At 68.4% G+C, this 13,128-nt stretch carries 10 protein-coding genes; 8 read left to right on the forward strand and 2 right to left on the reverse strand.

Going from position 1 to position 13,128, the window contains the following annotated elements:
* Nucleotides 1-12: 12 nt before the first annotated feature.
* The 5 genes from dut to dxs all read left to right on the forward strand — a co-directional run bounded on the left by dut (nucleotide 13) and on the right by dxs (nucleotide 6,882).
* Nucleotides 13-486 carry a dUTP diphosphatase gene (dut, locus tag LVJ59_RS01700; RefSeq protein WP_131491128.1) on the forward strand — a complete coding sequence of 158 codons (474 nt, stop codon included), beginning with the start codon at nucleotides 13-15 and terminating at the stop codon, nucleotides 484-486.
* Entirely contained in the window at nucleotides 479-1,066 is a 588-nt protein-coding gene (locus LVJ59_RS01705; protein ID WP_047519423.1) for a DUF3710 domain-containing protein, read from the forward strand. The genes dut and LVJ59_RS01705 overlap by 8 nt, the downstream gene beginning before the upstream one ends.
* Nucleotides 1,063-1,797 carry a DUF3159 domain-containing protein gene (locus LVJ59_RS01710; protein ID WP_134353779.1) on the forward strand — a complete coding sequence of 245 codons (735 nt, stop codon included), beginning with the start codon at nucleotides 1,063-1,065 and terminating at the stop codon, nucleotides 1,795-1,797. The genes LVJ59_RS01705 and LVJ59_RS01710 overlap by 4 nt, the downstream gene beginning before the upstream one ends.
* Nucleotides 1,798-1,950: 153 nt before the next feature.
* Nucleotides 1,951-4,785 (forward strand): aconitate hydratase, encoded by a 2,835-nt coding sequence (locus LVJ59_RS01715; protein WP_374199017.1) that lies wholly within the window; start codon nucleotides 1,951-1,953, stop codon nucleotides 4,783-4,785.
* Nucleotides 4,786-4,941: 156 nt separating this feature from the next.
* A complete protein-coding gene (gene dxs / locus LVJ59_RS01720) occupies nucleotides 4,942-6,882 on the forward strand; it encodes a 1-deoxy-D-xylulose-5-phosphate synthase (protein WP_232761787.1) in 1,941 nt (646 codons plus the stop codon).
* Nucleotides 6,883-6,898: 16 nt separating this feature from the next.
* On the opposite strand, the gene LVJ59_RS01725 is transcribed toward dxs, so the two are convergent.
* Nucleotides 6,899-8,350, reverse strand: coding sequence for a glycerol-3-phosphate dehydrogenase/oxidase (locus LVJ59_RS01725; protein ID WP_232761788.1), 1,452 nt, complete (start codon nucleotides 8,348-8,350; stop codon nucleotides 6,899-6,901).
* On the reverse strand, nucleotides 8,347-8,925 hold the full coding sequence (locus LVJ59_RS01730; RefSeq protein WP_232761789.1) for a TetR/AcrR family transcriptional regulator: 579 nt from the start codon (nucleotides 8,923-8,925) through the stop codon (nucleotides 8,347-8,349). Before LVJ59_RS01730 ends, LVJ59_RS01725 begins: the two co-directional genes overlap by 4 nt.
* 20 nt (nucleotides 8,926-8,945) lie before the next feature.
* Here LVJ59_RS01730 and LVJ59_RS01735 point away from each other — a divergent pair, with 20 nt between their 5' ends.
* From LVJ59_RS01735 to LVJ59_RS01745, 3 genes are read left to right on the forward strand one after another with little or no spacing between them, the layout of a single operon-like run.
* Nucleotides 8,946-10,568, forward strand: a complete 1,623-nt coding sequence (locus tag LVJ59_RS01735) for an FAD-binding oxidoreductase (RefSeq protein ID WP_232761790.1) — start codon at nucleotides 8,946-8,948, stop codon at nucleotides 10,566-10,568.
* A gap of 1 nt (nucleotide 10,569) precedes the next feature.
* Nucleotides 10,570-11,475 carry a YegS/Rv2252/BmrU family lipid kinase gene (locus LVJ59_RS01740; RefSeq protein ID WP_232761791.1) on the forward strand — a complete coding sequence of 302 codons (906 nt, stop codon included), beginning with the start codon at nucleotides 10,570-10,572 and terminating at the stop codon, nucleotides 11,473-11,475.
* Nucleotides 11,468-13,099: a GMC oxidoreductase gene (locus tag LVJ59_RS01745; RefSeq protein WP_232761792.1), complete on the forward strand. Its 1,632-nt coding sequence runs from the start codon at nucleotides 11,468-11,470 to the stop codon at nucleotides 13,097-13,099. The genes LVJ59_RS01740 and LVJ59_RS01745 overlap by 8 nt, the downstream gene beginning before the upstream one ends.
* Nucleotides 13,100-13,128: the final 29 nt, after the last annotated feature.

Raw genomic sequence — 13,128 nt, forward strand, 5'->3', positions numbered from 1 at the left:
TAGCCTCATGGGGTGACCGATTCCGTTGATATCCCCATTATCGCCGCGGCGGTGCCCGGATACGCGCATCCGGGTGATGCCGGCGCTGATCTGGTGGCGGCCGAGGCCGTGCATCTCGGACCGGGCGAGCGCGCGCTCGTCGGCACGGGCGTCCGTATCGCCCTTCCCGACGGTTACGCCGCGTTCGTGGTTCCGCGCAGCGGTCTCGCAGCCAAGCACGGGATCTCGATCGTGAACTCGCCCGGGACGGTCGACGCCGGATATCGGGGCGAGATCAAGGTGAGTCTGATCAACACCGATATCCACAGCGCGTACGATGTGGCGGTCGGCGATCGCATCGCACAGCTGATCATCATGCCGGTGACTCGCGCCACGTTCCTTCCGGTCGATGAGCTGCCGGAGAGCGTCCGCGGCGCCGGCGGATTCGGCTCCACCGGCTACCAGGCGGGGCACACGCAGAACGAAGCAGGGCAGGCCAATGACTGACAACAACGAGACTTCCCCGAAGTCGGCGCCCGAGAACCGCGCCACCGAGGGGCCCTTCGACGATTCCGAGGCGAATCCGGTTCGTCCCTACATCGACCTCGGTGGGATCAAGATTCTCCCCAGGGAGGGCCTGAACCTTCGGCTCGAGGTCGAGGAGCAGACCAAGCGCATCGTCGCCGTGGGGCTCGACTACGCGGACTCCTCGCTGCAGGTGCAGCCGTTCGCCGCACCGCGATCGGGCGGTCTGTGGGACGAGACCCGTGTGCAGCTGCGCGACCAGGTCAAGGCGCAGGGCGGTCGCGTCGAAGAGCGCGAGGGTCCGCTCGGCAAGGAACTCCTCGCCGAGGTTCCCGCCACCGCGAGCGAGGGGTCCGGCCTGCGTCTCGCGCGCTTCATCGGCATCGACGGTCCGCGATGGTTCCTTCGTGGAGTCATCGGGGGAGCAGGCGCGTCGGATCCGGAGGCGGGTGCGAAGGTCGAGGATCTCTTCCGATCGATCGTCGTCGTCCGCGGCGGCTCGCCGATGCCCCCTCGCGACCTGATCCCGCTCAAGATGCCGGCGACCCCGGGATCCGCGTGAGCACCCCGGACCAGGACCCCGAGCGAGAGAAGCGCACCTCCGAGATCCTCGGTGAGGCGCTCGGCGGTGCTGCTCGCCGGGCGGGCCTCGACCCGGCGGAGAGTTCGAGCACCCACAAGGTCGTGTGGTCCGCGATGGGTGGGTGGCGCGGCATCCTCGAATCGGTGCTGCCCAGCCTCGCATTCGTCATCATCTTCACGATCCGCCCCGAACCGCTGATCCTGTCGCTCGGCGTCTCGGTCGGGCTCGCGGCGGTCTTCACGGTCGTACGACTCCTGCAGAAGTCGCCGCCGTCGGCCGCGCTCGGCGGTCTCATCGCTGCTGTGGCCGCCGCCGCCCTCGCGCTGTGGACCGGTCGAGGGGCGGACAACTTCGTTCCCGGACTCATCACGAACGCGGTGTACGGATCGGTGATCCTGGTGTCGGCCCTGATCGGATGGTCGCTGATCGGCCTCGCGGTCGGATTCCTGATGGGGGAGGGCACGACGTGGCGCAGTGACCGCCGCAAGCGCCGCGCCTACTTCTGGCTCGGGATCGCGTGGGCTGCGCTGTTCTTCGCGCGTCTCGCCGTGCAGCTGCCGCTCTATCTCGCGGGAGACGTCACCGCCCTCGGCACCCTCAAGCTCGTCATGGGGTTGCCGTTGTTCGCTCCCCTCATCGCGGTGACCTGGCTGGTCGTCCGCGCTCTGCACCCGCGAGAGCCGGCGCGCGAGGATGCCTCCGAGGCGTGATAGATTTATCTTGATATCAAGATAAATCGCAGGCTTTCGCCCGCGGGCTGCGCGGAGCAGACTGGTTAGGTCCGCCTTGCTAGCCGCAGGGGCTCGCTGGCGAGCAAGATGGAGGCGCCTGTCGCTCCCATCCGAATAGAAGGAGACGGATTCGTGTCCACGGTGAACAGCTTCGGTGCCAAGAGCACCCTGACAGTCGGCAGCACCGACTATGAGATCTTCCGCATCGACACGGTGCCCGGTTTCGAGAAGCTCCCCTTCAGTCTCAAGGTCCTCCTGGAGAACCTGCTTCGCACCGAGGATGGCGCGAACGTGACGAAGGCGCAGATCGAGGCGCTGGGATCGTGGGATGCCGCGGCAGAGCCCAGCACCGAGATCCAGTTCACGCCGGCGCGCGTGGTCATGCAGGACTTCACCGGCGTCCCCTGCATCGTCGACCTCGCCACCATGCGTGAGGCCGTCACGGCACTCGGTGGCGACGCGAACAAGATCAACCCGCTCTCGCCCGCCGAGATGGTCATCGACCACTCTGTCATCGCCGACCTGTTCGGCTCGGAGAACGCCCTCGAGCGCAACGTCGAGATCGAGTACGAGCGCAACGGGGAGCGGTACCAGTTCCTGCGCTGGGGTCAGACGGCGTTCAGCGACTTCAAGGTCGTCCCGCCGGGAACCGGCATCGTCCACCAGGTGAACATCGAGCACCTCGCCAAGGTCATCTACGACCGCGACGTCAACGGCGTGCTCCGCGCCTACCCCGACACCTGCGTCGGCACCGACTCGCACACCACCATGGTCAACGGCCTCGGCGTGCTCGGCTGGGGCGTCGGCGGTATCGAGGCCGAGGCCGCGATGCTCGGTCAGCCCGTGTCGATGCTCATCCCGCGCGTCGTCGGCTTCAAGCTGTCCGGCGAGATCCCCGCCGGCGTGACCGCGACCGACGTCGTGCTCACGATCACCGACATGCTGCGCAAGCACGGTGTGGTCGGCAAGTTCGTCGAGTTCTACGGCGAAGGCGTCGCTTCCGTTCCGCTCGCCAACCGCGCCACCATCGGCAACATGTCTCCGGAGTTCGGCTCCACCGCCGCGATCTTCCCGATCGACGACGTGACGCTCGACTACCTGCGCCTCACCGGCCGCAGCGAGGAGGCCGTCGCGCTGGTCGAGGCGTATGCCAAGGAGCAGAAGCTCTGGCACAATGCCGCGCACGAGCCGACCTTCAGCGAGTACCTCGAGCTCGACCTCGGCACGGTCGTCCCGTCGATCGCGGGTCCGAAGCGCCCGCAGGACCGCATCCTCCTCTCCGAGGCGAAGTCGCAGTTCGAGCAGGACATCCTGAGCTACGCGTCGCCGTCCACCTCGGACTCGATCGTCGACCTCGAGTCGAAGCATTCGTTCCCGGCGTCCGACCCCGGTCAGGCACCCGGTGACGAGGAGCCGTCCACGCGTCCGGTGCACATCAACAGCGGTGCTCCCGCCAATGCCTCGAAGCCCGTGCCGGTCACCACGCCGTCGGGGGAGAAGTACATCCTCGACAACGGCGCGGTCACCCTCGCGGCCATCACCTCCTGCACCAACACGTCGAACCCGTCGGTGATGATCGCCGCCGGCCTCGTCGCACGCAAGGCGCTCGAGAAGGGCCTGAAGCAGAAGCCCTGGGTGAAGACCACGCTCGGCCCGGGCTCGAAGGTGGTCACCGACTACTACGAGAAGTCCGGTCTCGACAAGGACCTCGAGGGCCTCGGCTTCTACACCGTCGGCTACGGCTGCACGATCTGCATCGGCAACTCGGGTCCGCTGATCGAAGAGGTGTCGGAGGCGATCAACTCGCACGACCTCGCCGTCACGGCGGTCCTCTCCGGTAACCGCAACTTCGAGGGACGCATCAGCCCCGACGTGAAGATGAACTACCTCGCCAGCCCGCCGCTGGTGATCGCGTACGCTCTCGCCGGCTCGATGCACTTCGACTTCGAGAACGACGCGCTCGGCAAGGGCACCGACGGCGAAGACGTCTTCCTGAAGGACATCTGGCCGACGCCCGACGAGGTGCAGGAGATCGTCGACTCGTCCATCTCGCGAGACCAGTTCATCAAGCAGTACGCGACGGTCTTCGACGGCGACGAGCGCTGGCGCAGCCTGCCCACCCCGGATGACGCGATCTTCCAGTGGGACGAGAACTCGACCTACGTCCGCAAGGCTCCGTACTTCGACGGCATGACGATGGAGCTCACCCCGGTGAAGGACATCGAGGGCGCTCGCGTCATGGCGACGCTCGGCGACTCGGTCACCACCGACCACATCTCGCCGGCCGGAAACATCAAGCCCGGTACGCCCGCGGCCCAGTACCTCACCGAGCACGGCGTCGACCGCAAGGACTTCAACTCCTTCGGCTCGCGTCGCGGCAACCACGAGGTCATGATCCGCGGCACCTTCGCGAACATCCGTCTGAAGAACGCGATGGTCGCGGCCGTCAACGACGGACAGGTCGTCGAGGGTGGATTCACGCGTGACTTCACCCAGCCGGGTGGGCCGCAGTCGTACATCTACGACGCGAGCATGAACTACCAGGCGCAGGGCACGCCGCTCGTCATCTTCGGTGGCAAGGAGTACGGCTCGGGTTCGTCGCGTGACTGGGCGGCCAAGGGCACGAGCCTGCTGGGCGTCAAGGCGGTCATCACCGAGAGCTTCGAGCGCATCCACCGCTCGAACCTGATCGGCATGGGTGTCGTCCCGCTGCAGTTCCCCGCCGGCGAGAGCTGGGAGTCGCTGGGTCTCGACGGCACCGAGATCGTCTCGATCTCGGGTCTGGAAGAGCTCAACAACGGGGTCACGCCGAAGACGGTCAAGGTCACGGCCACCCCGAGCGAGAACTCGCCCGAGGGCAAGCAGCCGGTGGAGTTCGACGCGGTCGTCCGCATCGACACCCCCGGTGAGGCCGACTACTACCGCAACGGCGGCATCCTGCAGTACGTGCTGCGTTCGCTGGTCTGATCGGGGCGACGATGGGGCTCGGGTCTTCGGACCCGAGCCCCATCGTCCTGTCAAGGGGGTGCTCGCTCACCCGGTTCTCACGTGTGAGCGCGATAGGATCGGGATGGCGTCGGCGCCCTGTCCGACGCTTCCGGTGAAGCCTGTGAGGAGGCGCAGATGCCCATACTTCCGAGCATCTCAGGACCCCGTGATCTGGATGCACTGTCGACGGATCAGCTCGCAGAACTCGCCGCGGAGATCCGCACCTTCCTCGTCGAGAACGTGTCCCGCACCGGCGGCCATCTCGGCCCTAACCTGGGCGTCGTCGAGCTGACCATCGCTCTGCACCGGGTTTTCTCCTCGCCCGACGATCCGTTCATCTTCGACACCGGCCACCAGTCCTACGTGCACAAGCTGCTCACCGGGCGACAGGACTTCTCAGGGCTCCGGGTGCGCGGCGGACTCGCCGGCTATCCGCAGCGCGGCGAGAGTGACCATGATGTGGTGGAGTCCTCGCACGCGTCGAGTTCGCTCAGCTGGGCAGATGGCATCTCCCGGGCGCTGACGGCGACGGGGCGTGCAGATCGTCATGTCGTCGCCGTCGTCGGCGACGGCGCGCTCACCGGCGGCATGACCTGGGAGGCGTTGAACAACATCTCCGACGACAACGACCGCAACCTGGTGATCGTCGTCAACGACAACGGCCGTTCGTATGCGCCGACGATCGGCGGCATGTCGCGGTATCTCAACCGCGTGCGTACCGCTGCCGCGTACAAGGATCTCCACCGCAAGTCGGACCGACTGTTCCGCGCCTTCGGTCCGGTGGGGCGTGCCGTGTTCCGCGGTGTCCGGGGCGGCACACACGGGTTCCTCTCCCGTTTCGCCAACAACGAGGCGCTGTACTCGAACCTCGACATCAAGTACCTCGGCCCGGTCGACGGGCACGATCTTCCCGCCCTCCTCGAGACGCTCGAGCTCGCGAAGTCGTACGGCGCGCCGGTCATCGTCCACACGATCACCGAGAAGGGCCGCGGCTACCAGCCTGCGCGTGATGACGAGGCGGACCAGTTCCACGCCGTCGGCAAGATCGATCCGACGACCGGTGAGACTCTGTCATCGGGGGGGCGCGGCTGGACCGACGTCTTCTCCGATGCTCTGGTCTCGGTGGGGGAGCGCCGGAACGATGTCATCGCGATGACGGCCGCGATGCTGCGACCGACGGGTCTCGCGCCGTTCGCCGAGCGGTTCCCGGATCGGGTGTACGACGTGGGCATCGCCGAGCAGCACGCGGTGGCGTCGGCCGCCGGACTCGCCTTCGGTGGGCTGCACCCCGTGGTCGCGCTGTACGCCACCTTCATGGGTCGTGCTTTCGACCAGGTCCTGATGGATGTCGCGCTCCACCGCGCGGGCGTCACCTTCGTGCTCGACCGTGCCGGCGTGACCGGCCCTGACGGCCCCAGCCACCACGGCATGTGGGACCTGGCGATGCTGCAGATCGTTCCCCACATCCGCATCGCGGCTCCTCGCGACGGCGCTCGGCTGACCGAAGCGCTCGAAGAAGCCGTGGAGGTCGATGATGCGCCGACCGTCATCCGATTCCCGAAGGGGGAGGTGGCGCCAGACCTTCCGGCGATCGAGAGGCTGCATGACGGTGTCGACGTGCTCGCCCGTGGTGAATCCGAGGACGTGCTGGTCGTGGCGATCGGTCCCTTCGCCGAACTCGCGCTGGATGTCGCCGACAGGCTGCGGGCGCAGGGGATCGGGGCGACCGTCATCGATCCGCGTTGGGCCATCCCGGTGCAGCCGTCGATCGTCGAGCTGGCCGCTCACCACCGCCTCGTGATCACGTTGGAAGACGGCATCCGCGTCGGCGGGATCGGAACGCGAGTGCGGCAGGTGCTCCGCGAGGCCGGGATCGACACCGCTGTCGACGAGCTGGGCCTCCCTGACGAGTTCATCGATCACGCGTCACGGGACCAGATCCTCGGTGACGCGGGTCTGACAGCGCCGAAGATCGCCCAGGACATCGTGTCCCAGGTGCTCGGCACCCGGATCCCGAAGGCGCGTCACGCAGGGGAGACCGGGACGATCGATCTGCCTTTGCGCGAAAGCCGCTGATACGGCGTCTGATCGTTCAGCCGAGGTCGGCGAGCGTGTGCGCGACGATCGGTGCGATGATCGGTCGGCAGCGTTCGCGATCGGCGGCGACGAGACCGATGCGCGTACGGCGATCGAGCACGTCCTCGACGGTCAGCGCCCCCTCGACGCGCACCGCGAAGTCGACCTCAGCATGGGTCAGGCCGGTGGACGCGTCGATCACCTCGTCGGAGCCGGCGACCACTCGGTCGACGAGCCGGAGCGAGGAGGTTCTGCTGGGCGATGCCGGCAATGCGCGAGTGCGGACGGCGACATCGACCGCATCCTCGGCCATTCTCCGATAGGTCGTCAGCTTTCCGCCGAGCACGGTGATGAAGCCGTCGTCGGCCGTCGTCACCAGGTGCTTCCGCGAGACGTCCGCTGTCGTGCCGCTGCCGCTGTCGACCAAGGGGCGCAGCCCTGCGAAGGCACCGTGCACCTGGTCACGCCGGATCGACGTGGCGACGACGCGGTTGAGGCTGGACAGGAGGAACTCGATCTCGCGTTCCGTCGGCTCAGCGACCTGAGGCACCGGACCGGGTGCGTCCTCATCCGTGAGGCCGACGATCATGCGGCCGTGTGCCTGCGGCAGAGCGAAGATATAGCGACTGATCGATCCCTCGTGTGGGATGGTGAGCGCGGCCGTCGGGTTCCCGAGATCGGCGGCGTCCAGCACGATGTGCGTTCCTCGACTCGGCCGCACGCGGATCGTCTGGTCGAGCCCTCCTGCCCAGACACCCGTCGCATTGATGACGGCGTGTGCGCGGATCTCGAACCGCTCGCCGGTGGTCGTCTCCTCCACGGATGCCCCATCGCCGCGCAGGGCGACGGCGCGTACCCGGGTGAGGATGCGGGCGCCGAGTGCCGCTGCTGTCCGGGCGACGGTCGTGACGAGCCTGGCGTCGTCGACGAGCTGGCCGTCGTAGGACAGCATGCCGCCGCGGAGGCCTCGTGGATCCAGTGCGGGCACCAAGCGGGTCGCCGAGCGGGCCGACACGAACGAGGGGGCGGAGAGGGCCGCGCGGGGCGTACGCGCCCGCATCCGAAGCAGGTCGCCCATTCCCATGCCCACCGCGCCCGCGACGCGCTGACGCAACGAGATGCCGGATGCGAACGGGAGGAGTTGTCCGAGCGGGTGGATCAGATGCGGGGCGATCGTCGTCAGGAGCAGATGCCGTTCGAGCGCGCTCTCCTTCGCTGTCTCGAAGTCACCGGTCGCAAGGTAGCGCAGTCCACCGTGTACGAGTTTCGAGCTGAAGCGGCTGGTACCGAAGGCGAGATCCTCCGCCTCGATCAGGGTGACGCGAAGCCCGCGGGATGCCGCATCGAGAGCGACGCCCGCGCCGGTGATTCCGCCGCCGACCACGAGGACGTCGACCTTCTCCTCCGCGGACCGCGCCAACTCCGCGCGTCGCCGCGCGACGTTCAGTGCGGACGACGCGGACATCATGGCCGGAGCAGTCCGTCGAGTGCCGCCCGCAGTTCGCGTTCCCACGCGTCCTCGGAGATCAGCTCCGACACGGTCCCATGCGACAGCACCGCGGATTGGGCCACGAGCAGGAGCATCACCGCGATCTCCGAGGGCGGCGCCGGGCGGACCGAGTCCTGAGCCTGCGCGGTGTCGATCGCGGTGGTCAGCCACTGCAGGATCAGGCGCTGGCTCGATCCCACCCGTTCGAGCGTGTATCGGGTGAAGGCTTCGGGTTCATCCGCGAGCAGGCGCGCGAAGAGCGGATCGCGGCGGAAGAGGGCGGTGAACAGCAGGATGTCGTCGACGAGCGCCGCACTGGTGTGCACTCTGGCGGGGAGCGCGCTCAGGATGCGTTCGACCCTGCGCAGGAGCGTCGAGCGGACGACATCGTCGGCGTCAGCCCAGTTGCGGTAGATCGTGGGGCGGCTCAGCTCAGAGCGACGCGCGAGCTCTGCGATCGTGACACCGCGGACGCCGCGCCGTTCGAGGAGGTCGTCGGCGGCATCGAGGATCCGGGTCTGTGTCGCATCCCCGGGAGGTTGACGTTCTTCCATGATGTGTCACACTGTAACGCATGGCGCAAGGAGATGTCGTGGTCGATGCGGACCCGTCGATGAGATGGAACGGCTGGGGTGATCCGGCGAAGGCGAAGGACCTGCCGCTCGCCGTGCGAGCGTTGCTTCCGATGCTGCTCGGGCGGGTACGCAAGCCCGAGCCCGCCGTGGAGCTGGCACATGTGCAGTTGGCACCCTCACGCTTGACCGATGAGGACCATGCGGCCTTCTGCACCGCGGTCGGCCCGGAGAACGTCGATGCCGCCGCCGAGGCGCGTATCCGTCACGCCGGCGGGCGGTCGACACCGGACCTCCTCCGGCGCCGCGAGGTCCATCAGGACGCGCCGGACGCCGTCCTTCGTCCCGCGGATCATGCAGAAGTCCGAGCGTGCCTCGACGTCGCCGTCGCACGGGGGATCGCGGTGATCCCGTTCGGTGGCGGTACGAGTGTCGTCGGAGCGCTGGATCCCGAACGGGGCCCGCACCACGCTGTCGTGAGCCTCGATCTGCGACGCCTGAGCGGTCTGATCCGGCTCGATGAGATCAGCGGGGATGCGGTGCTGGCGGCGGGAACGACGGGGCCGGAGGTGGAGGCGCTGCTGTCTGCGCGCGGATTCGAGCTCGGCCACTTCCCCCAGAGCTTCCGCTACGCCACTATCGGAGGATTCGCGGCGGCGCGGTCGTCGGGGCAGAACTCCGCGGGCAACGGGCGCTTCGACACGATGGTCACCGGGATCAGGGTGGCGACACCCACGGGTGACATCGAACTCGGACGCTCTCCGGGGTCCGCGGCGGGGCCCGACCTGATCAGGATCTTCCTCGGTTCGGAGGGCATCTTCGGTGTGATCACCGAGGTACGGGTGCGTGTGCGCCCGATCCCGCGCGACCGGATGTTCGAGTCGTGGTCCTTCCCCGACTTCGCGAGCGGTGCCGAGGGACTCCGCGGGGTCGCCCAGCAGGGTGGCGGCCCCACCGTCATCCGACTGTCGGATGAGGCGGAGACCGCGGTGAGTCTCGCCCAGGTCGGCAGGATCGGCAAGGCCCTCGCGAAGGGCGCGAGCGTGGTGACGGTCTACGAAGGAGAGGACATCGCCGAGCGGCGCGCCCGGACAGGAGCCCGACTCGCTGCCGCTGGAGGGGTCTCTGCGGGCGAAGGGCCGGCCGAGGAATGGCGGAAGGGCCGATTCGACGGCCCCTACCTGCGCGATTCGCTGCTCGACGCCGGAGTCTTCTGCGAGACGCTCGAGACCGCGACGACCTGGTCGAACCTGCAGGCGCTGCGTTCGGCCGTCGAGTCGGCGCTCAAGGCCGGCTTCGCCGACGTCGGTGCGAAGTCTTACGTCATGTGCCATGTGTCCCACATCTACCCGAGTGGGGCGTCGCTGTACTTCACGGTGCTCGCCGCCCTCCGTGCAGAGCCGCTCCGGGTGTGGGACGCGGTGAAAGCGCGCGTCAACGATGCGATCATCGGCTCGGGCGGGACCATCAGCCACCACCATGCGGTCGGCAGGGATCATGCGCCCTGGCTCCGTCAGGAGATCGGCGAGACCGGCATCCGCATCCTCTCCGCCATCAAGCGCGAACTCGACCCCGCCGGTGTCCTCAACCCCGGCGCTGTGCTCCCTCTCGAGCGGATGCACTGACGTGTCCGAGCACATCGCCGTGCTCGCGAACCCCTACGCTGGCAAAGGCCGAGGCGAGCGGGCGACCGAGACGGCCGTCCGACTCCTCCGGGAGCGCGGCGCCGACGTGCGCACCTACGCGGGGGTTTCCGCGACGGATACCGCCCGACTCGCCGTCGCCGCGCTGGCGGATGAGCCGCGTGTCCTCGTGGTCGTGGGGGGTGACGGTACGCTCTCCGGCGTGCTCGACACGGTGTGCGACGCCGCCGTCCCCATCGTCCTCGTGGCCGCAGGCACAGGGAACGATCTCGCCCGCGCACTCGGGCTCCCGCGCGGAGACGCCCGGGCCGCCGCCGAACTCGCCCTCACGGGCGTGCCACGAGCGATCGATGTCGGCGTGGTCCGCACCGCGGAGGGCAGCCGGAGGTTCCTGACCATCGCGGCGCTGGGCTTCGACGCGAAAGTCAGTGATCGCACCAACCGGCTCCGCTGGCCGCACGGCGCGCCGCGTTACTACCTCGCACTGCTCATCGAGCTCCTGCGACTGAAGCCGATGGACTTCACGCTCGCGGTGGACGGTGAACCCGCCAGGAGGTCGCCGGGGACGCTCGTCGCGGCTGGCAGCACCTCCAGCTACGGGGGCGGGATGCCGATCTGCGCCGGGGCTGTGCCGGACGACGGGTTCCTCGACATCGTTCATGTCGCCCCGCTGGGCCGACTGCGCCTGCTGCGGCTCTTTCCGCTGCTGCTCCGCGGAACGCATCTCGCGCGCGGCGAGGTCGCGCATCGTCGCGCGCGGTCGGTCACGGTGTCGGCCCCGGGTCTGGTGGTCTACGCCGACGGCGAGCGGATCGGCGAGGATGAGTGCACGATCTCGGTCATTCCGGGAGCGCTCACCATGATGGTGCCGAAGGAGAGCGATGACTGAGTTCGACGAAGATGTCGTGGTCGTGGGTTCCGGATTCGGCGGTTCCGTCGCCGCACTGCGACTGGCGGAGAAGGGCTACCGTGTGCGCGTCTACGAAGCGGGGCGTCGCTTCGAGGACGACGACTTCGCGAAGACCAACTGGAACGTCCGCCGGTACCTGTGGGCACCGGCCCTGGGCTGCTACGGGATCCAGCGCATCCACCGACTGCCGCATGTGATGATCCTGGCCGGGGCAGGCGTGGGAGGCGGATCGCTCAACTACGCGAACACGCTGTACCAGCCCGGATCGGCCTTCTTCGCGGACCCGCAATGGCGCGGTATCGCGGACTGGGAGACGGAGCTCGCACCGCACTACGCCACGGCGAAGAGCATGCTCGGCGTCGTCGAGCACTACCCGCATACGGGACCTGTGGAGAGGATCATGGCCGGTGCCGCGGAGGACCTCGGCGTCGGCGACACCTTCCGGCGCGCGCCGGTCGGCGTCTGGTTCGGAAAGCCGGGGGAGCGCACACCAGACCCCTTCTTCGGCGGCGAGGGCCCCGATCGCACCGGATGCACCCTCTGCGGGAACTGCATGGTGGGTTGTCGTGTCGGCGCGAAGAACACACTGATGAAGAACTACCTCGCTCTCGCGGAACGCCGCGGGGTCGCGATCGAGGCGCTGCGCACGGTCAGCGAGGTGCGGGAGCTCCCCAGCGGAGGATTCGCGGTCACGACACAGCGCAGCGGGGCGTGGCTCCGGCACGCGCGGAGGACGGTGACCGCCAGGCAGGTGGTGCTGGCGGCAGGCACATGGGGCACGCAGCAGCTCCTGCATCGGATGAAGGAGTCCGGCGCACTGCCGCGGATCTCGGGGTCGATCGGCCGTCTCACTCGCACCAATTCGGAAGCGCTGGACGGCGCGGTCGCCACGGACGTCCCGGAGTCTCTCCAGCTCGCTCGCGGCGTCGCGATCACGACCTCGTTCCACATCGACGAGCGCACGCACGTCGAGAACGTCCGCTACGGGCCGGGCTCGAACCTGATGGGGGCGCTGGCGACGGTCATCGTCCCCGGAGGGCGGCCGCTGGGGGTGCGGCTGCGCAACCTCGTCGCGCAGGTGCTCCGCTCCCCGCTGCGGCAGTTCCGTCTGGGGAGCCTTCGGCGCTGGAGTGAGCGGGGGATCATCGCGCTGGTGATGCAGACGGCGGACAACTCGCTCACCCTCTCGCTACGCCGCCGCTTCGGTCGCCTCGTGATGATGAGTGCGCAGGGTCACGGATCGCCGAACCCGAGCTACCTGCCCCAAGCTCACACCGCGGCTGCGGCGATCGCCGCGCGGGTCGAGGCCGAGGGCGGGGTGCCCGCAGCTCCGCGCGGATCCTGGCCGGAGGTGTTCGGCATCCCACTCACGGCGCACTTCCTCGGAGGTGCCGTGATCTCCGCATCGCCGGCACACGGGGTCATCGACGCGTATCACCGCGTCTGGGGGCATCCCGGGCTGCACGTCGTCGACGGTGCCGCTGTGCCCGCCAATCCCGGGGTGAACCCCTCGCTCACGATCACCGCGCTTGCGGAGAGGGCACTGTCGTACTGGCCTCGCTACGGTGAGGTCGACGGCCGACCGGTTCAGTCCGCCGGTTGAGCCTCGGCGACGGGAATCTGCGGTGCCAC

The organism is Microbacterium sp. KKR3/1 (assembly GCF_021272365.1).
Lineage (GTDB): Bacteria > Actinomycetota > Actinomycetes > Actinomycetales > Microbacteriaceae > Microbacterium > Microbacterium aurugineum.